Raw genomic sequence first — 22,446 nt, forward strand, 5'->3', positions numbered from 1 at the left:
CCCGTAACTGGCTTGTTGTAAGGGTTTCAGCCATTTTTAAGGAGTTCGTTATTATCGTAACCCTGCCGAATTTGTCGGTGGGACTGGAAACCCTTACTGGGTATAGGTTTCAGCCATTTTACCGCGATCAAAAGTGGGATTAACTTGCTTGATATTTGCTAGTTTTCATTAACGGTAATGCAAACTGACCTTAAAAAAAAACCTACTCGGTATATGAGTAGGTGACGTACAAAGTAAGGAATAGGACTAGATTTCTGGAAGTTCGATTGAGTCGTTACTTGCAAGATAGAACTTCATAATTGTTTCAGGTGTGTTCCCACAAATAGTCGCTATGGTTTTGATGTCAATTCCGTCCCTGACTAGCCAAGTGATAAAGGAGTGGCGAAGATCATAAAAGTTTAATTCTTTGCTGATTACTTTAGACAAGGCTAAATTTTTTACGATAGGTTGCCAATACCGTCGATTAAAATTAGCAAGATCAAGGTATAGTCCAGAGTAGCTAGGAAATACTAGATTTTTATCATTAGGGATTTTTGGCAGGTTTTTGATAAAGTCAATCATTCCCCTATTGCAAGGAAATATCCTAGCTGCTATTCCGTTTTTAGTTCCTTGCAGTAGCTGTCCAGTGACAAAACGCTTGTTAAAAATTATCTGCATTTTGTCGCCATTTATTTTGATATCTTCCCAAGTCAGTGCGATCGCTTCGCTAGGCCGGCAACCGGTTCTAATTCTAAACTCGACAAAATTGGCATAATATTCGCTGCTGTATGCGCTTGCGTCACTGTCGTATCTACCGGATCTGAATGCAGCTAGTATTATCTTGGCTTCGGACTTTGTGTATATTTGGATGTTGCGATCATCAATTTCTAACAGTGGAATTAATGCGGCTATGGTGTTGCTTGCTTTAGTTTTACCTAGCTTGATTGATAGGTTTACAGCGCTCCTAAGTGTCCTTAAACTCGGTTCTAAATATCCATCTGACAGATTTTGCGATCTTAACCATGCAAGTAATTTATCTGCGTTAGCTAGATTTAAGCACTCTTTGGGGCATTTTAATAGCCATTTGTCGATAGGTTGCCACTTTGCGCGGATCGTCGATTTAGGTGTATCTGGTTTGAGTGCTTTATAATTCTCCCAGATTTCCTTTAAATCGGGTTCATTATTTATTGGTAGTGTTGCGATTTCTGTAAGCTTAGGATCAGTTTTTTTAGCTAACCCGTATTTGATCAGGGACGGATCAAAACACCCTCTAAAAAAGTCTGTTTCGATCTCTTGTGCTATTTTAATCGTTGCTTTGAGTCCCTGTTTTGTTAACGGGAATGTATATTTTTCAAAGCTTATTTCTCTTGATCGCGCACGCAACCTTAACCTATGGTTGCCATTTTTATCTTGTTTAGTGCTGATGGTGACTATTTCCAGTTCGTTGTTAGCACGTTTAACCGCGTCTAATAAATCAGTGATGTTTTTTAAATCTTGCATTATGTCCTACCTAACTACCAGTAAAAATCTGGTGATTGGTAGGGTTAGGAATTGCCCCAAAATTGCCCCAAAAATAATAGCAAGTGAGGTGCGACTAACGGAATTACAAGGGTTATCGGGTATGGTTTACCCTTGCCAAGGTTGATGTCGCGCGTTCGAATCGCGTTACCCGCTCTGAAAAAAATAATATCAAATAATCAACCAACAAAATCATTAGGTCTGGGAAATCATGATTAGATTTTCAGACCTAAAATTTTTAATTGTATAAACTCCTGCCTTCTGCCTCCTGCTTCCTATTTTGTCTAATTGAAAATAGCGGCTACAATGCTTGCAGAAATATACTAGAAATAATGCTAAGTGTGGGGATGTTGACCAAAAAGTAATTTTTGGCATTCCCACCCAAAACCGTTAACAAAAACTCGCTCAAGTTATTTAGACTGCTTGTGCCATCTCAAAAACCGGAAAAAATAGACTTAAATACGGATTATACTTGTCCTTGTCGTCGTCGGGGGCGGTTAATTCCCATTACCCTGACAGAAGCATTTGGCTGCGATCGCTGTCAGCAAATATTTGTCGTTGAAGATAATGGATATGTACTGGAGCAACTTTCTACCACTTATCCCTATAAGCGGGCTTGGCGCTGGACAGGGAAAAGCTGGAATCTGATTCAACCAAAATTGGCAGAAAGTTATCTGCCGATAGCGTTGGGCATTATTTTCGTGTTAGTCATTATATGGCTACCGTTAGCATTACGCTTGGCAAATGGTTCGAGTATTATTGCTTGGGCAATAGTGGCGGTGCTATTAGCTATTCTGCCAGCAATTATGGTCTGGCTTACTTACAGACGTTAACTGCATCAGCGCCCCGGATTTATCCGAGGAACTAATCCAAAATCTAAAATCCAAAATCCAAAATCGGATGACTGTTGAAGCTTTTGATGATTATCCCGAACCAATGAACAGCGCCAAACGCGCTTATCAAGCTTCCCTGAAGTTAGGAACTACCAAAGGGGCAGACCGAAGTCGCGCTGTGTTGGCAATGGCACGGGCGCTAAAACGCTCCTTTGACGACATTCTCGAAGCCAATACCCTGGATCTAGAAGCTAGTCGGGAAATGGCAGTACCAGAATTAATTTTGGATTGGCTGAAATTAACTCCCTCTCGGTTAGAGAATACTGTTGAGATTCTCCAACGTTTGGGGGAATTATCCGATCCCTTGCGACGGGTGAGAAATGCTGATTATCAACAGGAAGATTCTCAAAGTTATACCCAGTTGATGCCTTTGGGAGTAATTGGGTTTATTTATGAGGCTTTTCCAGAACTAGGGGCGATCACTGCTGGTTTTTGTTTGAAAACTGGTAATACTGTGATTCTCAAAGGCAGTACAGAAGCTAGTCATTCTAATGCGGCGATCGCCGAAGTTCTGCAAACAGCCATTAGTGAAGTTGGTTTACCCCCAGGTTGTATAGAATTAGTCACCACTGAACATGGTACTTCTTTACGAGATTTAGTCACTCAAGACCAGTATTTAAGTTTAGTCATACCCTACGGACGTTCTAGCTTAATTCAGCAAGTAGTCAGACAAGCCACCTGTCCCGTGTTAAAGTCAGCAATGGGCAATTGTTACCTGTACTGGTCCCTCAATGGTAGTTTAGAAATGGTACGCTGGATGATTTTAGATAGCCATAAAAGTGAACCAGATCCAGTCAATGCCATTGAAAAAGTTTTAATTCATCGTCAAGCTTTACCATCTTCCTTGCCTGTGCTGTGGAATAGCTTAAAAGAAAAAGGCTTTGAACTCAAAGCAGATGCAGAATTAGTAGAAGCCTTTCCCCAATTACAATTAGCAAAAGACGGAGAATGGGGAACACCGTATTTAAGTAAAACCGTAGCGTTTAAATTAGTAGATAGCTTAGAAAGTGCGATCGCTTGGATTAATCAATATAGTAGCGGTCATGCGGATGCAATAGTTACAGACTCTTACCAAGAAAGTCGCCAATTTGCATTAGGAGTTAATAGCGCCTCTACTTATATCAATGCTTCTCCTCGGTTTTCTCGTAACCCTTCACGGGGAGATTCAGTATTTTTAGGAATGTCAAATCAAAAAGGACACCGCAGAGGGTTTATTAGTTTGGAAACCTTGACAACGGTGAAGCATATTATTCAGGGGAATGGAAGGTTTTAACAGATGAATTTGCGGTTAATTTTTTATCATCAACAGTAGTATTATAGATAAAATCCATGAATACACTTTACGACTCGGATTTTTATGGATGGACAAAAGAACAAGTTCAACTACTAAGAGAAGAAAAATGGGAAATACTCGATAAGTTAAACTTAATTGAGGAAATAGAAGCCTTGGGAAGACAAGAAAGAAGAGAATTAGTTAACCGTTTAGCCTTGTTATTAGGACATTTACTAAAATGGCAATACCAACCAGAAAAACGCAGTAATAGTTGGTTAGCCACCATTCGAGAACAGCGCACTCAAGTCAAAAGAATATTAACAGATAGTCCCAGTTTAAAATCTTATTTAGAAGAAGCTTTGCAATTAAGTTATGAAGATGGAATTAACTTAGCTGTTAAGGAAACTAATTTACCTTTTGAAAGCTTTCCACAAAGTTGTAATTATACAATTTTACAAATATTAGATAATGAGTTCTTACCAGAATAGTAGTAATTAAATCTTGTCAGAATCAGGATATCCAGGATTTAAGGATTTACAGGATTTGTTTTTTGCTATTGCTTGAAGTTCAGGTAAGTCTTGTACATTTAAACTTTTAAAGTGATACAGTTATCTATTTAATATTTAATAATAAGAAAACTAGATGTTGTTCATTGTCCAACTTTATATCCTTTTATTCTTTTCATTATCACAAATATCAAATACTATCTATAACAAATATCGAAAATTAAAACAATAACCAAAATCCTGAAAATCCTTAAATCCTATAAATCCTGATTCAGACAAAAAAGCCCGCACTCGGCGGACTTAATAAACATCAAAAACCTAAAAATTACTTCGCATTCTCTTGATAATAAGTGTGATAAACCTTACCACCCTCATCAGGAATAAAACGACAAACCTTAGCAGAATGTAACAAAGCTTTCCAGATAGGAACATCAGACTTATAGTAATAGTCACCCATCACAGGTTTAATTGCTTCCGTTGCCTTCAACAAATTGTAGTGAGGCATATTCAAAAAGATATGATGGGCAACATGAGTACCGATATCATGATGGATATGGTTAAAAATGCCATAATCTCTATCAATGGTAGAAATTGCACCCTTTAAAAAAGTCCAATTATCACCACGATACCAAGGTAAATCTTGTTCTGTATGGTGTAAATATGTCACCAAATCCAACCAAATTACAAACACAACGTAAGGACCAGCGTAGTATTTAATTAACCACATCCAACCCCATTGATAGGTAAGGAAACCTAACAAACCTACCATCCCAATCCAAAGGATAGTGCTAGTGATAATATCCCACTTTTCTGAAGGTTTAAACAAAGAACTTCTGGGATCAAAATGTGACCCACTTTTACCAGGAGTACGTTGAAACAAATAGATGGGATAAGCTAGAGGTAAAAACAGATAATAGCGGATTAGCTTTTGCAAGAAAGGTAATTGTTTATATTGAGATTCACTCAAAGGATACCAGCTTTCATCATTTTCCACACTGCCAGTATTTTTGTGATGGGTTCTGTGGCTAATTCTCCAACCGTGATAAGGTACAAGAATAGGTGTATGGGATAGATGACCAACCAAATCATTTAGCCATTTGTGCTTAGAAAAAGATTGGTGTCCACAGTCATGACCTACTACAAACAAAGCCCAAAACATAGTTCCTTGCATCACCCAGAAAACTGGCCAGAAATACCAAGAATCTAGATAATTTGCCAGTGCATATAAACCAGCAACAATAGCAACATCACGGAAAAAATAATAGAGTGATTTAGCGACACTCGGCTCAAAACATTCAGCAGGAATAGCAGCTTTTAAATCTGCAAGAGTGAAAGGCAGTTTATCTTCATCCTGAGAAGATTTAACAGCAGGATTTTGGTTGAATTGAACTGATTCTAATTGCACTGGATTTGTGAATCTCTAAAACGAAAAGTAATTAAGGTAGGGTGGGCAATGCCCACCAAAACAGGCAAAGTTGAGAAAAATGATTTAATAAATTTTGCTTGATTAAATCATGAGGTTAATTATTGAATTTAAGCTAGAGATTTAGCTTTCTGGGCGTAATATTCATCAAACGTTGTATAACCAATGTCAGTTTTATAAAGTTGACATTCGTTAGTAATTTGTTTCATTAAATCCCAAGAGAAATTACATTCTTCATGGAGATATTCACCCCAATTTTTCTTAATGCTATCGTAAGCTAACCGCAAATTGTAGGAGGGGATAGCAGTAGAAATATGATGGGGAACGTGAACGTTAATATCGTGACAAAGGATTTCTACCCAACGAGGATAATCACAGTGAATAGTTCCAAATAACTGCGCCATCGCTTCGTTCCATTTGTTAGCGGTTTCAAAAGGAACATCTGCGGTTGTATGGTGAACAATGGTGAAGGTACTCATCCAGAAATGGTAAACCATCCAAGGAATAAACCAGAATTTAATAAAGCCCCAAACACCAGTTGTAATAATCAAAGTGGGAAAAACAATAGCTGCAAAAGCTACTACCACACCTACAGATAATTTCACATTAGCCCGATCTTTTGCTTGGAACTTCCGCGCATCAAAATGCACAACTGCCCAATGTCCGATAGAACCTACCCACCACAGACGCTTCCGCATGAATAATTGAAAAGCAGACTGTCTGGTTTTATCCCAACCTTCAAAAACCTCTGGTCTGATGGGATGCCATGCGTTATCCTCATCTAATTTATTTGTATGTTTATGGTGATGATTATGTTTAATTCTCCAACTGTGAAAAGGGTAAATTAAAAACATCATGAAAAAATGCCCAACCAGGTCATTTACCCAACGACGGTTTGCAAAAGAACGATGTCCGCAGTCATGACCTATGACAAAAAATCCTGTTAAAGCCGTTCCTGTAAAAATCCATGCTATGGGTAAAAGAAACCAGGGAGAAATAGCCAAAAAATAATAGCCTAACGCTGCCATAGATAAACTGATAATTACAGTAGTCCACGCTTTGCGGCTATTTTTCTGAAAACATTCCTTGGGTAGACTTTTGATAATATGTTTTAGTTTGATTTCGTCTTTACTAAGGTTTGTGGCGACGAAAGTTTCCTGGTCTTTGATTAGTGATGTAGTCATGAATACCTGAAAAACAGCAAACTGGGCTGCAAAGTCATAATCAAAATGAGTTTACAGCTAAGTTTTGTAACATTGAATTTCTGAGATTATAGCAACCTAAGAGTAACTTAGGATAGATGAAAATTCAAAATTCAAAATTAAAATTCAAAAATTCATAATTTCTATTTTGAATCTCCGTAATTACACGCAAAAAGCCAATAGTTTCATACCCAAAAAACGACTATAAAACTATTGACTTTAAACATCAATTATGCGTTATGCTCTTTTATCTGCCAGTTTAATATTTGTTGCTAAACCAAGCAGTTGGAGTAATTGAATAGTCATCCAAGTCATATCAATTTCCCACCATTGCAAACCGTGACGGGCTGAATATTGAAAAGCATGGTGATTATTGTGCCAACCTTCACCAAATACCAGTAAAGCTACCCACCAGCAATTGGTAGAATTGTCACCGGAATCTGGATATGTGCGATAACCGAATTTGTGAGTCGCACTATTTACCAGCCAAGTGCAGTGATAAACCCAAACAATGCGGACAAAAATACCCCAAACCACAAAAGACCAACCGCCCAAGAAAAACAGTACCAATCCCAGGGCAATTTGTAAGAAAATGAAATATTTCTGTAAAAACTGATAAACTGGGTCATCACTAATGTCTTTTGTGAAGCGAGGAACTTCAGCATGAGCGGGTGAGTGATAAATCATCCAACCAAGATGACTCCACCAGAAACCCTTATTTGAGTCATGGGGATCATTAGCTGTATCGGAATGCAAATGATGGATTCGGTGTATACCCACCCATTCAATTGGTCCACCTTCACAGGTGAGAGTTCCACAGAAGACCAAAAAATACTCCAACCATTTAGGAGTTTGAAAACTGCGATGGGTAACAAGACGGTGAAAACCCAAAGTCACACCTAAACCACCGCTAACCCAGTAGAGGAATAATGCAACACCAACTGCTCTCCAGCTAAAGTTACTGGGAATTAAAGCAAATAAAGCGCCGATGTGCAGGCCAATGAAGAACAGGGTATTAACCCAGTTAATTTTAAGTTTAGTGGAAGTAGCAATTGTCATGCAGTAACCTTTATAGGAATTGTCTAGCCTAATCTGCGTGATTTAGGAATCCGCATATTTAGATTATTTTTTTTAATGAGGAAACAATGAACAGCTTAGAGCAGCTTCGGGAAGCAGAACAGGCACTATTAGAAATTTTTTATGGTATTGACGCTCAGGTCAAGCATAATTTACAAAGAGTTCTGAATGCCTTTAGAGATCATCGTGTAGGGGCGCACCATTTTGCAGGTGTCAGCGGTTATGGACATGATGATTTAGGAAGAGATACCTTAGATCAGGTTTTTGCCCAAGTGATGGGGGCGGAAGCTGCGGTGGTGCGAGTGCAGATTGTTTCGGGAACTCATGCGATCGCCTGTGCGCTGTATGGTGTGCTTCGTCCTGGGGATGAAATGTTAGCAGTAGTGGGTTCTCCCTACGATACTTTGGAAGAGGTAATTGGCTTGCGAGGGCAAAACCAAGGTTCTCTTATTGAGTTTGGCATAAAATACCGCCAATTGGAACTAACCAAAGAAGGAAAAATAGATTGGCCAGCTTTAAACACTGCCATAACAGAAAATACTCGTTTAGTTCTCATTCAGCGTTCCTGTGGATACTCATGGCGGCCTAGCCTTTCCATAGCCGAGATTGAAAAAATAATTCACATCGTCAAACAACAAAACCCCAACACAGTTTGTTTTGTAGACAACTGCTACGGAGAATTTATAGACACCCAAGAACCAACCCACGTAGGTGCAGACCTCATAGCCGGGTCATTAATCAAAAATCCAGGTGGTACACTGGTTACAGCAGGGGGATACATAGCCGGAAAAGCTGACCTAGTAGAAGCAGCCGCCTGTAGACTTACCGCCCCAGGAATAGGTAGTGCGGGAGGTGCAACCTTTGATCAAAACCGCTTGTTATACCAAGGATTATTTTTAGCACCCCAAATAGTCGGGGAAGCAATGAAAGGAACGTACCTAACAGGGTACGTATTTGATAAGTTGGGTTATCCTGTAAACCCCGCACCCCTAGCACCAAGAGGGGATGTGATCCAAGCGATTAAACTCGGTTCAGCCAAAAAACTGATTGCTTTTTGTAAAGCTATTCAACAAAACTCGCCCATTGGTTCTTATTTAGACCCCGTACCTGATGAAATGCCGGGATACGAAAGCCAAGTTGTGATGGCTGGGGGGACATTTATAGAAGGTAGCACCTTGGAATTATCAGCCGATGGACCTTTGAGAGAGCCTTATATTGTTTATTGCCAAGGTGGTACACATTGGACTCATGTATCTATTGCGTTACAGGCAGCTATTGAAGCTGTGGGAGAAGCATGAGATAATTTTTACTCACGCAGAGACGCAGAGGCGCAGAGAGTATGATTGAGAATGAGATTACGGGAGTTATTGTTAATGTGGCTTATAAGGTTCACACAACTTTGGGACCTGGTTTGTTGGAGTCTGTTTATGAGACTGTGATGGATGTTGAGTTGAGACGGCGAAAGTTGCAAGTCAGAAAACAGGTAGTTATTCCTATCACTTATGAGGGTGTGGTTTTGGAGGAGGGTTTCCGTGCTGATTTGATAGTTGAAGACAAGGTGATTGTCGAACTAAAATCAGTAGAAAATCTCAATCCTGTACACCACAAGCAACTATTAACCTATTTACGCCTTGCTGATAAAAAAGTTGGACTAATCATAAACTTCAACGTCAAACTCATCAAAGATGGCATATCACGAGTAGTCAACAACCTCTAAAAACTCTCTGCGTCTCTGCGCCTCTGCGTGAGCTTTTATTCCGGTAATTTATACTGCGCTACGATCCGCTTGGCAAACTCTGGTACATGATCTTCTAATTTTTCTGGATGATTCCGATTAACATATAAGTAGTTTCTTGTAAAGTGGGAATCCATTGAAAATTTACCATATTCCAGTCCTTGTGGTCCGATTTTATCTATGACGACTCCCATTAATTTGGCTACCCACATGGGTAAGGTGACGGCTTTATCGTAGGCTTCTATTCCTTGTTGTACGGCGGCTTTTCTGTCTCCTTTGGACATCACCGGTTGGGTGTGGAGTTGGTCTTTGACGAGTTCTAACATTTCTTTCCCGGTATCATTTCTCACTACTATCCATTGCCAGTTGAAGGGTGCGCCCATGTATCCTACTACTATATCTGCTAGGGAGTTGACGTAATCAAAGCAACTCATACATGATGGGGCGAAGATGTCTTTAAGTACGTTGGTTTTGAGTCCAAAGAAGGGTACTTTTTCTTCTGATCCGTCTTCGTGTTTGAAATGTACCCGGAAGTCTTGCATAAATTCGTAGCTGACTACGGTTTCCGGGGATCTGCTGGTGGTTTCTAGGAATTTTTGCAGTCCGGCGCGGGTAACGTTATCTACGCATGGTGTACCCAGGACGTAGAGTTTTTCTAGTCCGAGTTTTTTCTCGACGGCGCGTAATGCTTGTATTTGACATCCTACTCCGATGACTAATAGGCGTTTCATTCCTGATTTTTCGATTTGTTCTAATACGGAGAGGTTGGGGGATAGGGTGGGTTTATTTACTTTGGCTGCTAGTATTTCTTCGGGGGTGCGGGCGATGATGGGCATGGGTTGAAAGCGGTCTTCTTTGGAGTTCTGCACACAGACGACTCCTTCAACTAAGCCCCGGTTGAGCATTTCTATGGCTATGGTGCTGACTATTCCTGTCCATTGTGCGCCTTCGATGGGTTGTATTTTGCGGGCGGCTATCATTTCTTGATGTACGCCAAAATAGAGTTCGTTTTCGTCTTCTAGGTTGCGGGGGCGGTTATGGGTGCTGGTTTCTAGTTCGTCTATTCTTTGGGTGATGAAGGCGCACGCTTCTTTGACGTAGTGGATATAGTAGGTGTCGCATAGTCCGCATTCGCTACAGAGTTCTTTGGCGGGGCGCACGCTTCCGGGTTTGAGGGCTTTGGCTTTTTTGTGTTTGCTAGAATCTATGGTAGTCATTTATTTTGTTTGTTTTTCTTGAATATCGCTTTTATTACGATACCGTTACAAGCTATGAACTTGAAGATTGAGATTGAACAAGAGGAAGACGGGCGTTTTATTGCTGAGGTGATAGATATTCCCGGTGTTTTGGCTTATGGAAATACAAGACAGGAAGCGGTAGCTAAGGTTCAGGCTTTGGCTTTGCGGGTATTAGCGGATAAATTGGAACATGGTGAAGTACACTCAGATTTATTTAGTGTTTCTTTTGCAGCAGCATGAGTCAATGGTCTAGTCAAAAAGCAAAGCGTGTTTTAGCCGCATTGTTGCGTATTGGATGGGAAATCAAACGTCAATCAGGTTCACACAAAATTCTGTCACGTCCTGATTGGGATGATTTCGTTTTTGCATTTCATGATAATGAAGAGATAGGTCCGAGAATGTTAGCAAGAATCAGTAAACTTACTGGTTTAACTCCTGATGATTTGTGATGTGGATTCCTTTATAATTGTGTGTATTTTATAGTTTATTGATAAAGGAACTGACATTATTAAGCCTTTTAACTTAGAATTTAGCTTGTTATTTTATTAACCTCTTACAAATGAAAGATAACATTTTTGACTTTCTGAAGGGATACAGTGCAGAAGATATTAGTGAAAGAGTTTCCTTGTACAAGTTATTTGGCGGATTCTTATTTGCATTTGCACTTTTCTATGCAGCATTTTGGTTTGTTCCGCACTCAGATACTGTCAATGACATTTTTGGAATGAAAATTAGTAACGCATTCGGAAGTCTTGTATTAGCTACTGTTACTTGTATCATAGTAATACTATTTGTCGGTAAGAAGAACCAGTCTAACCCATAAAATTTATCCACTTATGAATTTTTTATTAATCAGCCCTTCGGTTAATTTATCGAGGGTTTTTTGCTGTTAAAATACATCTTCCATTATCCCACAAAACCGCCTGAGAATTAATTCTCAGTCTCATAGCAAAAGTCTGTTAAAACAGACTCAACGAATTATCATTTCAATAACCGAATATAACCAGCTTGTTCAAAATGATGTGTAGTTAATGCTTCTTGAATATCAAATTGTTTCATCACTATAAAAGATGTACTATCTACCAATGACCAAGTTTTATCCTCCCTTGTTTTCAGTAAGTCCCAAGCTGCTACATCAATAGATATATCAATATGAATTAAGTTAATATAAGAAGCAGTCCTCACAGCATCTATATACTGAAATAACTGTGAACGCGGTACACGCAAAGGACTATTCAATAATGCAACTAATTCAATAACGACATAATTAGTTGTGATCATTTGTAAATTTTGTTTTCTTGCTTCTTGAAACCACAATTTTGCTGTTTTATGGTAAGACTCAGTAGCAACAAATAAATTAGCCCACCCTGAAGTATCTATAAAAACTTTATTGGTCAATTTTTAACTCCTGTTGTAAATTTTCTCTGAGATATTGATCATGATTTTCTCCAAGATCAGAATTTTCAAATCTTAATGTACCCAACAAAGGTAAAATAGGATCATTTTCATCACTATCTATCATTTTTGTTGATTTAGCTAGTGATTGTAAAATTAATTCCTCTAAAGATAAATTGAGTTTTTTAGATTGAATTAATAACTTTTTTTCTAACTCATCTGATATCTGAATTGTTAATGTTTTACTCATAATATTTTACTTGACCTCCATTTTAAATTTACACTTAGAAGAATCTTTATGATTAAAGTACACTTTCCATTATCGCACAAAACCGCCTGATCATTAATTCTCAGAATGATCGCTGGTTCAAAAAATATGCTATATTTAGCATAACCAGGATATAAGTCAGACAATTGCAAACAGAACCGATAAAACCACTGCAATGGGTAGGAAGTTCTCTAGAAGACCTCAAAAAGTTTCCTGAAGAGGTACAAGGAGAAATAGGATATGCGTTATATTTAGCCCAAATGGGTGAAAAACATCCTCATACTAAACCCTTAAAAGGATTTAAAGGAGCAAGTGTATTAGAAGTTGTAGAAGATTTTGATGGAGATACCTATAGAGCTATATATACTGTGAAATTAGCAAAAGCAGTTTATGTTCTTCATGTTTTTCAGAAAAAATCAAAACATGGTATTGCTACACCAAAACAAGATATTGATTTGATTGAAGCAAGACTGAAAAAAGCTAAAGAACACCATGATCAAATAAACCAATAAAACCCAGGAGAATTATGTCAGAAAATATCGAAATTCAAACTAGCAGTGGTAATGTATTTGCTGATTTAGGTTTACCAAATGCTGATGAAATGTTAGCAAAAGCAGAACTAGCTCGAAAAATTAGTCAAGCTATTACCGCACGTGGACTAACTCAAATGGAAGCTGCGGAACTATTAGGAATTGATCAACCAAAAGTTTCTGCTTTAATCAGAGGAAAACTGACAGGATTTTCTTTAGAAAGAATGTTTAGATTTCTCAACGCTTTTGGTAGTGATGTGGAAATTACAGTTAAACCTAAAGCTGGCAATAATGCACGAATAATAGTACAATAAATTCTAATAATTGTAGATTAAGTGATTTTTAACAAGATATCAAAAATTTACAGAATATTGGTAGATTGTGATTATTATCTGTGATACTTCACTTGATCAATATGCTGTTTCTTAATCAAAATTATGAAAATTAAACTAATTCCACATCTCAGCTTTTTATTAACTGCTACTCTCACTCTATCCACGTCTATCCACACCCCAGCAGTTAACGCACAACCAGCAACTGTTAATGTTGATAATCTTCTCAAATGTACAGGAGATTGTCGTCAACTTCCAACTGATAATAGATTTCGTAATTTTCAAATTACACAAAGACTAATTAATCAATTACCAAAATGGAATAATATCTGTCAAAGATTGACTGGTAAGGGTTTCTGTTCTGTGGGTAAATCATATAAATTTCAAAATGGAACAATTTCTCTCAAAGTTCAGGGTTCTGAAGCTTTTTTCACGGATATTAAGTTTAATTCTGGTATCAGTTCACAACAAGCTGTAAATATTGCCAAACAATCTTTTAATGATGGTAAATCTTTCCCAAAAACAGAAAGGTTAAAAGGTAGAACTGTTTTGTATAGTAATCCCTTCCAGGATGGTGGAGAAACATTTTATTTACAAGAAACTTACTTGATTTTAAATTCCCGAAATCAAGTCAATAGAATAGTTTCAGTATCTACAACTCCTTGATTTTTTGGGGTTTATGAAGACTAGAACACCGATTAATTAATTGTAAGGGCGAAGCATTCGGACAGAATATTAATGGTTTCAGCAATAGGTTATCACCCGAATGCTTCGCCCCTACTGAATCGACTCTCTAGAATCAATTTTGATTATCATAGCAACAGAAATTTCTCAAGTTCCCACTTTCTCCAATAACCATTTTACAGCACTTTCCACATCTGAAACTTGTTCCCCTGGTGGTACAGGTGGACGTTTCACCATCACTACTTTTATTCCCATTTCTCGCGCTGCAATAATTTTAGGATATGTGGCATTTCCACCGCTATTTTTACTCACAATAGTATCTATATTATATTTAGTTAAAATTTCCCTTTCATCTTCTAAAGTAAAAGGTCCCCTATCCAATAACATTAAACCAGGAGGTATTACAACATCAGCAACAGGTGGATCTATCATTCGCATTAAAAACCACATTTTTTGTAAATGAGAAAAAGCAGATATTTCTTGTCTACCAATGGTTAAAAAAACCCGTTTTATTTGATGTTTGAAAAGTTGATGTTCTAAAGCTTGATTTTTTAAAGCTTGGTTTTCTAAAGCTGCTGCTGCTTCTGTATTATTTTCTACCTCAATCCAAATATCACCCGGTTGTTTTTCCCAAGGGGGACGATTTACTAATAATCTAGGAATACCCATTTGTGTAGCTGCTGCGGCCGCATTCCAAGAGATATGATTAGCAAAGGGATGAGTTGCATCAATTAACACATTTATTTTTTGATGTTTTAAATATTCAACCAAACCTGTTACACCACCAAAACCGCCAACGCGAACATTACCAACAGGTGCAACAGGTTCACGGGTACGACCGGCTAAAGATGCGATCGCCTCAATTTCAGTAATATTATTTATTCTCGCGGTTAATTCCGCTGCATCACCAGTACCACCCAGAATTAAAACGCGCAACATAGCAATTTTAGATTTTAGATTTTGGATTTTAGATTGATAACCGTAGACAAGGCCGCCATAACATTAACCAAAACCACAACTTAGACAATGGAAAGCTTTTACCACTGTCATCAGTCACCAGTCACTTGTCACCTGTCACCTATAAACTGGGAATCCTTGCCAAAATCCCGTTTTTCAAAGGTTCAGGACGTTCTGACCAAGGTAAAACACCATTAGGATGATTGTAATATTTACTTGCACATTCCAACACTGCTTCCGCGCAACCATCAACTGGCAAATCACCGAATAAATAAGTTAACTTACCTTGACCGGCAAAAGCGACTACACAAGAACGACTACAAGCACTCATACAATCAACTTCTTTGATAGGGAACTCATCCCGTAAATGCCAATTTTGCGCGACTTGTTGAATTTCTTGTAATAGTTTTTGACCACCACTTTCACCGACACGCTTACCATCTTGCCAAACACTAGCGCAGGTTTTACACACAAATAAAGTATGAGCAGTTACATCAGCAGTCATTCTTATCCTCGCAGATTCACACAATTTCTAATTATATTGCAATTAGTGGTAGCTTCAACAATTGACAATGAACAATGGATAATAGAAAATGACCTTTTCCTCAAAAGAGAGGTTTTAACCCAAATTAATTAATTGTCAATTATCAATTATCAATTGTCAATTATCAATTGTCCATTGTTCACCTATTTTTAAATCTGCAAAACACGAGCCAAAGCTTCAGGAAGTGGCAGTACAATTAACAATAATAAAGCTATTGCTAGTAAACCTAAAACATCACGTTTGTTGTCTAATTCTGTCACATCATTTAATGCGGGTTCGTCAACCAAGGGAATAAATAGTAACAGAATTGCCCACAATAAAAACTCTTGACGGATAAAAGAAAGAATTAGTAAAAACAACCGAGAAATTTGACCAATTACAACTGCGGTACGTTGTCCAAACATAGCATGAACAATATGACCACCATCTAATTGTCCTACGGGCATTAAATTTAATGCTGTGACAATTAAACCTAAAAATCCAGCAACTGCTACAGGATGCAAATCTAAAGCAGATTTGGTTGTTAATTCACTACCCAAGGCTATTTTTGAAAGTAAAGCTAATAAAATTGAATATTTAGGATTTAAAGCATTGGGATTTAAAAGTCCTGTTTTGTCGCTGATGGGTACTACTTCTGAATTAGCTAAACCCCAAAGCAGTAAAGGTAAAGTAGCAACAAAACCGGCAATTGGTCCTGCTATACTCACATCAAATAAAGCTTTGCGGTTAGGAATGGGACTTCGCATTTGAATAAATGCACCAAAAGTTCCCAGGAAAAATGGTACAGGAATAAAATAAGGCAGAGTTGAGCGAATTTTATGAAATCGCGCTGTAAAATAGTGACCAAGTTCGTGGATACCCAAAATAGTGATTAATCCTAAAGCATAGGGTAAACCATTGAAAATGAGCGAGAAGTCAGTTTTGATTTGTGTTGGTTCAACTCCTGCAATTTGCGAACCTATTAAGGTCGTTGTAACTAAAGTCATTAACAACAATCCTAGTGCTGTTACTGCTTGAGTAAAATTTTCTAAATTGCGGTTTTTTGTATTTTGTCTAGCAGCTTGAGTATTGGGAACTAGAACAAAGAACGGTTTACCATCTATCCCTTCTTGGAAGATTAACAGAAAGCGATCGCCAAATTGGCCTTCGATATTTGTTTTAATTTGCTGATAAGCTTGCTGCGGTGCAGTTCGCAACTGTCCACGACAAATCACCGCTTGGGGTCTATACTCAATATTTTGAATGTAGTATACAGACCAAGGGAAACAATTTCGCAGATTAGTTTCTTCTGTTGGTTCAATAGGACGCACTGGTAACGGTTCTGCGGTAGGATTATTTGCTGGTTGTGTTCCTGTTGCTTGGGGGTCAGTCCGGGTATTTTCTGGGACTCGATGCCCCGACAGAAATAATATCCAGTATAACAGCAAACTGATAAGCAACAGCCAAATAATCAATTCTGGTGGGGGTGATTGTTGTGTACCATAGATCAGCGTCCAACCAGTGAGGATAATTGCTGGTGTCATTAATACTAGCCACAACAACCACACTGGGGTGCGGGTGATATGGGCAACGCTGCGTTGCACTATCAGATAAGTAGCTAGTCCCAGTAAAAGTAAAAACCAAAATGCCATTTTATTTCAGGAGTTCAAGGAGTTCAAGGAGTTCAAGGAGTTCAAGGAGTTCAAGGAGTTCAAGGAGTCGTAGGGGCGAAGCATTCGGCCAATCAATTATCAATTTTTATGGAAAGCTATTTTCCGAATGCTTCGCCCGTACAGGAGTCAGGAGTGAGAATGTTTGATAAATCTGTAGATTATTAAATATAGAACTTAGGTAAAAACTCTATTTATTCGGTTATTTATCGGTTATTTAATTTATGTTTTCCTCAACTCAACAACCAATTCATAAAATTAAGCCCCCACAAATTATACTTTCTGGACAAATGCCCAAAGGAGAAATTCTATCTTCTTCGATGGAAACAGGATCAGTATCTCCCGAATCTACCGACTTGGGGATCAATAAAATTATTGCCTTTCCACCAAATCGGGACACATTGGGGGGAACTTCTTATCTTATTGTAAGAAATGAAGGTAATATTCTCATTGACTGCCCAGCGATGGAGCAAATTAACCATGATTTTGGGGATGATTTTGGGCAAGACTTGGGTGGGAATCCGCTTAAACACGGTGGTGTGCGTTCGTTGTTTATTACTCATCGTGGTGCTATTGCCAAAGTAGCAGAAATTCAACAAGCTCTTAATTGTGAGATTATCATTCAAGAACAAGAAGCGTATTTGTTACCTGGTTTAACTGTTACTACCTTTTCTCAAGAATTGACTCTTGATGACACCACACAAATTATCTGGACACCTGGCCATTCTCCAGGGTCTTCATGTCTATATTATCGTGAATTTGGAGGAGTTTTATTTTCAGGACGGCATTTAATCCCTAACTTGCAAGGTGAACCTGTGCCATTTCGCACGGCAAAAACTTTTCATTGGCCTAGACAACTTAAAAGTGTTCAAGCATTGCGCGATCGCTTTTCACCAGAAACTCTACAATACATTTGCCCCGGCGCTAATATTGGCTTCCTCCGTGGCAAACGCATCATTGAGCAAGCTTATCAGAGATTAGGGAATGGGGACTGGTGATTGGGGACTGGTGACTGGGGAGGAAAATTTTAGATTTTAGATTTTAGATTTTAGATTGGAGATCACAAAAACAATCCAAAATCCAAAATCCAAAATCCAAAATCCAAAATTAATAACTCCTGACTCCTTATGAACCCGCTACTAGCAAATCTTTGCTCAACAGTTCCATAGCAGCTTGATATTGTCTATCTGCTGCTGTGCCAATTTGCTCCCCTGAGATTGGTTCTTGGGGAATTACTATGTCCGGCTTAATACCTAATTTGTTAATATCTCGGTGGTTTGGTGTTTCATATTTAGCAATTGTTACTGCTAAACCAGAACCATCGGATAATTCAAATAACGACTGAATCAGTCCTTTGCCAAAGGTAGTTTCACCTACTAACTGGGCGCGTCCATTGTCTTGTAAAGCACCAGCTAAAATTTCACTCGCGCTTGCAGTTCCTTGATTGACCAAAATAACTAAAGGAGCTTCTGTCAAAGCCTGACCATAAGCTTCAAAATCCCCTTGAATGCCTTGGCGATTGACAGTATAAACTATTGTGCCTTCATCTAACCACTGACGAGCAACTTCAATTCCCGCTTGTAATAGTCCCCCCGGATTATTTCGCAAATCTAGAATATAGGCTGCTGCGCTTTTTTGTTTTAGAATATGAATAGCGTGTGCTAATTCCATTGGTGCATTAGCATTAAATTGAGTAAGGCGGATATAGCCAATGGGTGTTCCTTGGGGGGATAAACGCACATCAGCTACTACAGGATTCAGTTCAATGCGATCGCGCACCAGTATAATTTCTTTATCTGCTTCTCCCTCTCTACCAATTAAGAGAGTAACAACAGTACCAGCCTGTCCGCGCATCCGCGCCGCCGCTTCATCCAGAGTCAGATTTGCTGTGGATGTTCCTTCAATCTGCAAAATGCGATCGCGTGGTCTTAAACCTGCTTTTTCTGCCGGCGACCCCTCTATAGGTGTAATTACCTCTAAAATACCTGTCTGGGGATTGAGGGCAATTTGTAAACCCACACCTGTCAATTCTCCAGAAGTATTCACCTGTAAACTGCGGTACTGCTCTGGGTCTAGAAACCGGGTAAAAGGGTCATCCAGGCTTTTAAGCATATTCTGAATTACTTTGTATGCTTCTTGGTCATTTCCCAGCGGACTTTTAAAAGCTTTTTGTCGTACCTCTGTCCAATTTTGATGATTAAATGTTTCATCCAAATAAGATCGGTTGACAATTCGCCAAACTTCAGAAACTAACTTTTGCTGTTGAGTTAAAGCATTTGCTGGTGGAATTGAGCCAAAAGTCAAGCCAAAAGCCAATCCAAAAGCTAAAAGCAAGGAAAATCCGCACCGAAAAACCTGTTTATTCATGAAGCCCATCTTACCTTGTATCTTTACCCAAATCACTGATCAATCTCCATTTGGGACGTTGCTGATGAAATATATCTCTAAATTATGTTACTTTTTTTATAGAAGAGGTGCATTTTCTCATTAAGTTGTTAAGCAACTCTGGAGAAGCAAATCCACCTCAAAAACGATAAAATCTCTTTGTAACCAACATTTTTCACGTTGGCTTGCCAAGGGATCGCAATATATTCCATATTTACAGAATGTTAAGTTTCTGAAAAACTTAATAATTCTGTAACAAAGATTCTCTTTGCGAACATCCCAAACAAAATTAATCTTGGGATATTTATCAACCACAAGCAATTTGTAGGAACTTGAGATTGTATGGCCAGCGTTTATGATTGGTTTGAAGAACGTTTAGAACTTCAAGCTATTGCTGAAGATGTAACCAGCAAGTACGTACCTCCCCACGTTAATATCTTTTACTGCTTGGGTGGAATTACCCTAGTTTGCTTCCTGATTCAGTTTGCCACTGGGTTTGCGATGACATTCTACTACAAGCCCACAGTCGCAGAAGCATTTTCTTCAGTGCAGTACATCATGAATGAAGTCAACTTTGGTTGGCTAATTCGCTCCATTCACCGCTGGTCAGCCAGCATGATGGTATTAATGATGATTCTCCACGTTTTCCGCGTTTATTTGACTGGTGGTTTCAAAAAACCCCGCGAATTAACTTGGGTAAGTGGTGTCATCCTGGCAGTAATCACAGTTTCCTTTGGTGTAACTGGTTACTCCTTACCTTGGGACCAAGTTGGTTACTGGGCGGTGAAAATCGTTAGTGGTGTACCAGAAGCAATCCCCGTAGTTGGTGTTTTGATTTCTGACTTACTACGTGGTGGTTCTAGCGTTGGTCAAGCAACATTAACCCGCTACTATAGCGCCCACACATTCGTATTACCTTGGTTAATTGCGGTATTCATGCTTTTCCACTTCTTAATGATCCGCAAACAAGGAATTTCTGGACCATTGTAATCAAAAGTTAGTCAGTAGTGATTCAGTGAATAGGTAAAACAGTTTCCAGATGCAAGTTGTTTGTTTTAAACTGAAGGCACATAGCCTCAGAATAAAAACAAGCACTATTCGCTGAAACCGTAAGCTGTAAACACAATGAACACTTGCTTCAACTGGCAAAGCTGAATCCAGTGTCATAATAAATTTGTGGCTTGCCTAAATAGCTAATAGCTTACACGAATGCTTTAACTTCACTTAAGCAGGAGACCAGATCTAAAAATGTCCACACATAAACCACCAAATCTAAACGATCCAGCTTTAAGAGCTAAACTCGCCAAAGGTATGGGTCATAACTACTATGGTGAACCAGCTTGGCCTAACGACCTGCTCTATGTATTCCCCATCGTAATCATGGGTTCATTCGCTTGTATTGTGGCTCTAGCTATACTAGATCCAGCAATGGTGGGTGAACCAGCAAATCCTTTTGCTACACCTTTGGAAATTTTGCCAGAGTGGTATCTGTTCCCAGTGTTCCAGATTCTTCGCTCACTACCTAACAAACTGTTGGGAGTATTGGCAATGGCTTCCGTACCCTTGGGATTGATCCTCGTTCCCTTTATTGAGAGCGTTAACAAGTTCCAAAACCCCTTCCGTCGTCCAGTAGCGACAACAGTATTCTTGTTTGGTACTTTTGTCACCATCTGGTTAGGTATTGGTGCTGCATTACCCTTAGACAAATCTCTGACTTTGGGACTGTTCTAAATTAGTTGCCACTAATTTTTAGTTTCCATAAAGTGCTGTGACACCTGTGAGTTTCAAGAGCATATACCGAAGTTATGAGTCTAAAGACTGTCCGCAAGGAATATACAGCCCATTAGCTACTCATACTTCTAGTGAATATGCTTTTGAAAACTCACAGGTGTCAATTTTCATAGGTCTATTTTGAAGATCGGATTTTTAGTTTTGGGTGTAAAATATAAAAATATAGCAGTTGCCAGAGTAACTAGGAATATTTTAAATTCTGGGATCTTGGTTCAAACAAGATTTTGAAACAGCTAACTGCTAATTGCCATAAAAGCTATTCCAAAATCTAAAGCCACCAAAAAACAAACACAAGTTACGTTTTTTACTTACTTAATATTCTAGTCACGGTCAATGCTTACTACAGTGCAGCAAGACCATCTGACGGTGAAGAGCGATCTGAAGCTCCAAAACCAAGTGCAACAATGGTTTGAAAACTTTTCTCTACAATATTTAGCTCAAAGAGGTTGGTCAGAAAGCCAACTCTATCGTCTCAATTTAGCATTAGCAGAAGGCTTTACTAATGCAGTTCGTCATGCTCATCGGACTTTACCGCCAGAAACAAATATAGAAATTGAATTGAGTCTGTGGGTAGACAGACTGGAAATAAGAATTTGGGATTACGGCAAGCCTTTTAATCCTGATCAGATACCTGAACCAAAACCAGGTACTTTACAAGATCATGGATATGGATGGTTTCTAATTCGGCGTGTGGCAGATCATGTTGTTTATAAACGTGATTCTGATAACAGAAATTGTTTGTTGATTGTTAAATACCTTATAGAAGCACAACATTAATTTAAGAAAAAAGCCCCATTCCGTTAATAAATTTTTTTATGAATAACGGCACGCTACGCGTTAGCCAAGCTTTATCTGTTTTCGATACAGCAGACCCTATTTAGGGGTTGCTGAGAAAGTCTTTCCGTGAGGGCATAGGAGTCAGGAGTCAGGAGTCAGGAGTCAGGAGTCAGGAGTCAGGAGTCAGGAGGAGATTTGAAAATTTCTTTGCCATCTCTTGAAATCCCAAAAAATGCACACTTTTTCCGGTATACCCTTCAAAACCCTTGCACTAATTTCTGTGTTTATCA

The 22,446-nt window shown here is 38.7% G+C and carries 25 protein-coding genes; 14 read left to right on the plus strand and 11 right to left on the minus strand.

Annotated features, from left to right (window positions below; translation table 11 throughout):
- Positions 1 to 246: 246 nt before the first annotated feature.
- Complete coding sequence (locus PN497_RS20130; RefSeq protein WP_096568912.1) at positions 247 to 1,479, minus strand: tyrosine-type recombinase/integrase; 1,233 nt, start codon at positions 1,477 to 1,479, stop codon at positions 247 to 249.
- A 443-nt stretch (positions 1,480 to 1,922) separates the two neighbouring features.
- Between PN497_RS20130 and PN497_RS20135 the strand changes: the two genes are divergently transcribed.
- The 3 genes from PN497_RS20135 to PN497_RS20145 all read left to right on the plus strand — a co-directional run bounded on the left by PN497_RS20135 (position 1,923) and on the right by PN497_RS20145 (position 4,151).
- Positions 1,923 to 2,330, plus strand: coding sequence for a hypothetical protein (locus tag PN497_RS20135; protein ID WP_096568909.1), 408 nt, complete (start codon positions 1,923 to 1,925; stop codon positions 2,328 to 2,330).
- Positions 2,331 to 2,397: 67 nt separating this feature from the next.
- Entirely contained in the window at positions 2,398 to 3,663 is a 1,266-nt protein-coding gene (locus PN497_RS20140) for a glutamate-5-semialdehyde dehydrogenase (RefSeq protein ID WP_096568906.1), read from the plus strand.
- Between the two features lie 56 nt (positions 3,664 to 3,719).
- A complete protein-coding gene (locus PN497_RS20145; protein WP_096568903.1) occupies positions 3,720 to 4,151 on the plus strand; it encodes a DUF29 domain-containing protein in 432 nt (143 codons plus the stop codon).
- Between the two features lie 343 nt (positions 4,152 to 4,494).
- Here the strand turns inward: PN497_RS20145 and PN497_RS20150 are convergent, their stop codons facing one another.
- The 3 genes from PN497_RS20150 to PN497_RS20160 all read right to left on the minus strand — a co-directional run bounded on the left by PN497_RS20150 (position 4,495) and on the right by PN497_RS20160 (position 7,853).
- On the minus strand, positions 4,495 to 5,574 hold the full coding sequence (locus tag PN497_RS20150) for a DUF3474 domain-containing protein (protein ID WP_096568901.1): 1,080 nt from the start codon (positions 5,572 to 5,574) through the stop codon (positions 4,495 to 4,497).
- A gap of 128 nt (positions 5,575 to 5,702) precedes the next feature.
- Positions 5,703 to 6,776 carry a fatty acid desaturase gene (locus PN497_RS20155; RefSeq protein WP_096568898.1) on the minus strand — a complete coding sequence of 358 codons (1,074 nt, stop codon included), beginning with the start codon at positions 6,774 to 6,776 and terminating at the stop codon, positions 5,703 to 5,705.
- 255 nt (positions 6,777 to 7,031) lie between these two features.
- Positions 7,032 to 7,853 carry an acyl-CoA desaturase gene (locus PN497_RS20160; RefSeq protein ID WP_096568895.1) on the minus strand — a complete coding sequence of 274 codons (822 nt, stop codon included), beginning with the start codon at positions 7,851 to 7,853 and terminating at the stop codon, positions 7,032 to 7,034.
- 86 nt (positions 7,854 to 7,939) lie between these two features.
- Here PN497_RS20160 and PN497_RS20165 point away from each other — a divergent pair, with 86 nt between their 5' ends.
- Both PN497_RS20165 and PN497_RS20170 read left to right on the plus strand, forming a co-directional pair.
- Entirely contained in the window at positions 7,940 to 9,169 is a 1,230-nt protein-coding gene (locus tag PN497_RS20165) for a methionine gamma-lyase family protein (RefSeq protein WP_096568892.1), read from the plus strand.
- 41 nt (positions 9,170 to 9,210) lie between these two features.
- Complete coding sequence (locus PN497_RS20170) at positions 9,211 to 9,588, plus strand: GxxExxY protein (RefSeq protein WP_096568888.1); 378 nt, start codon at positions 9,211 to 9,213, stop codon at positions 9,586 to 9,588.
- A gap of 35 nt (positions 9,589 to 9,623) precedes the next feature.
- Here the strand turns inward: PN497_RS20170 and PN497_RS20175 are convergent, their stop codons facing one another.
- Positions 9,624 to 10,823 (minus strand): Coenzyme F420 hydrogenase/dehydrogenase, beta subunit C-terminal domain, encoded by a 1,200-nt coding sequence (locus tag PN497_RS20175; RefSeq protein ID WP_096568886.1) that lies wholly within the window; start codon positions 10,821 to 10,823, stop codon positions 9,624 to 9,626.
- A 54-nt stretch (positions 10,824 to 10,877) separates the two neighbouring features.
- On the opposite strand from PN497_RS20175, the gene PN497_RS20180 reads away from it, so the two are divergent.
- Positions 10,878 to 11,084, plus strand: coding sequence for a type II toxin-antitoxin system HicB family antitoxin (locus PN497_RS20180; RefSeq protein WP_096568883.1), 207 nt, complete (start codon positions 10,878 to 10,880; stop codon positions 11,082 to 11,084).
- Positions 11,081 to 11,293: a type II toxin-antitoxin system HicA family toxin gene (locus tag PN497_RS20185; RefSeq protein WP_096568882.1), complete on the plus strand. Its 213-nt coding sequence runs from the start codon at positions 11,081 to 11,083 to the stop codon at positions 11,291 to 11,293. The genes PN497_RS20180 and PN497_RS20185 overlap by 4 nt, the downstream gene beginning before the upstream one ends.
- Positions 11,294 to 11,825: 532 nt before the next feature.
- Here the strand turns inward: PN497_RS20185 and PN497_RS20190 are convergent.
- Together PN497_RS20190 and PN497_RS20195 are read right to left on the minus strand one after the other, a co-directional pair.
- Entirely contained in the window at positions 11,826 to 12,242 is a 417-nt protein-coding gene (locus PN497_RS20190) for a type II toxin-antitoxin system VapC family toxin (protein WP_096568879.1), read from the minus strand.
- Positions 12,232 to 12,489: a hypothetical protein gene (locus tag PN497_RS20195; protein ID WP_096568876.1), complete on the minus strand. Its 258-nt coding sequence runs from the start codon at positions 12,487 to 12,489 to the stop codon at positions 12,232 to 12,234. Before PN497_RS20195 ends, PN497_RS20190 begins: the two co-directional genes overlap by 11 nt.
- A gap of 164 nt (positions 12,490 to 12,653) precedes the next feature.
- Between PN497_RS20195 and PN497_RS20200 the strand changes: the two genes are divergently transcribed.
- From PN497_RS20200 to PN497_RS20210, 3 genes are all read left to right on the plus strand, one after another.
- On the plus strand, positions 12,654 to 13,019 hold the full coding sequence (locus PN497_RS20200) for a type II toxin-antitoxin system RelE/ParE family toxin (protein WP_096568874.1): 366 nt from the start codon (positions 12,654 to 12,656) through the stop codon (positions 13,017 to 13,019).
- Positions 13,020 to 13,033: 14 nt separating this feature from the next.
- Positions 13,034 to 13,351: a helix-turn-helix domain-containing protein gene (locus PN497_RS20205; protein ID WP_096568870.1), complete on the plus strand. Its 318-nt coding sequence runs from the start codon at positions 13,034 to 13,036 to the stop codon at positions 13,349 to 13,351.
- Between the two features lie 123 nt (positions 13,352 to 13,474).
- Entirely contained in the window at positions 13,475 to 14,035 is a 561-nt protein-coding gene (locus PN497_RS20210; RefSeq protein WP_096568867.1) for a hypothetical protein, read from the plus strand.
- A gap of 165 nt (positions 14,036 to 14,200) precedes the next feature.
- On the opposite strand, the gene PN497_RS20215 is transcribed toward PN497_RS20210, so the two are convergent.
- The 3 genes from PN497_RS20215 to PN497_RS20225 form a co-directional block, all read right to left on the minus strand.
- On the minus strand, positions 14,201 to 14,992 hold the full coding sequence (locus PN497_RS20215) for a cobalt-precorrin-6A reductase (RefSeq protein WP_201277582.1): 792 nt from the start codon (positions 14,990 to 14,992) through the stop codon (positions 14,201 to 14,203).
- Between the two features lie 139 nt (positions 14,993 to 15,131).
- The gene (locus PN497_RS20220; protein WP_096568864.1) at positions 15,132 to 15,515 is read right to left on the minus strand and encodes a DUF1636 domain-containing protein; all 384 of its coding nucleotides are present in this window, start codon (positions 15,513 to 15,515) and stop codon (positions 15,132 to 15,134) included.
- Between the two features lie 188 nt (positions 15,516 to 15,703).
- A complete protein-coding gene (locus PN497_RS20225) occupies positions 15,704 to 17,185 on the minus strand; it encodes a site-2 protease family protein (RefSeq protein WP_096568861.1) in 1,482 nt (493 codons plus the stop codon).
- Between the two features lie 242 nt (positions 17,186 to 17,427).
- Between PN497_RS20225 and PN497_RS20230 the strand changes: the two genes are divergently transcribed.
- Positions 17,428 to 18,201 carry an MBL fold metallo-hydrolase gene (locus PN497_RS20230; protein WP_096568858.1) on the plus strand — a complete coding sequence of 258 codons (774 nt, stop codon included), beginning with the start codon at positions 17,428 to 17,430 and terminating at the stop codon, positions 18,199 to 18,201.
- Positions 18,202 to 18,328: 127 nt separating this feature from the next.
- Here the strand turns inward: PN497_RS20230 and ctpA are convergent, their stop codons facing one another.
- On the minus strand, positions 18,329 to 19,579 hold the full coding sequence (gene ctpA, locus PN497_RS20235) for a carboxyl-terminal processing protease CtpA (RefSeq protein ID WP_096568855.1): 1,251 nt from the start codon (positions 19,577 to 19,579) through the stop codon (positions 18,329 to 18,331).
- A gap of 351 nt (positions 19,580 to 19,930) precedes the next feature.
- Between ctpA and petB the strand changes: the two genes are divergently transcribed.
- The 3 genes from petB (at position 19,931) to PN497_RS20250 (ending at position 22,156) form a co-directional block, all read left to right on the plus strand.
- Positions 19,931 to 20,578, plus strand: coding sequence for a cytochrome b6 (gene petB, locus PN497_RS20240; RefSeq protein ID WP_096568852.1), 648 nt, complete (start codon positions 19,931 to 19,933; stop codon positions 20,576 to 20,578).
- A 258-nt stretch (positions 20,579 to 20,836) separates the two neighbouring features.
- Positions 20,837 to 21,319: a cytochrome b6-f complex subunit IV gene (gene petD, locus PN497_RS20245; RefSeq protein WP_096568849.1), complete on the plus strand. Its 483-nt coding sequence runs from the start codon at positions 20,837 to 20,839 to the stop codon at positions 21,317 to 21,319.
- 393 nt (positions 21,320 to 21,712) lie between these two features.
- Positions 21,713 to 22,156, plus strand: a complete 444-nt coding sequence (locus PN497_RS20250; RefSeq protein WP_096568846.1) for an ATP-binding protein — start codon at positions 21,713 to 21,715, stop codon at positions 22,154 to 22,156.
- Positions 22,157 to 22,446 lie beyond the last annotated feature (290 nt).

It is taken from the genome of Sphaerospermopsis kisseleviana CS-549 (assembly GCF_028329225.1).
In the GTDB taxonomy this organism is placed as follows: domain Bacteria; phylum Cyanobacteriota; class Cyanobacteriia; order Cyanobacteriales; family Nostocaceae; genus Sphaerospermopsis; species Sphaerospermopsis kisseleviana.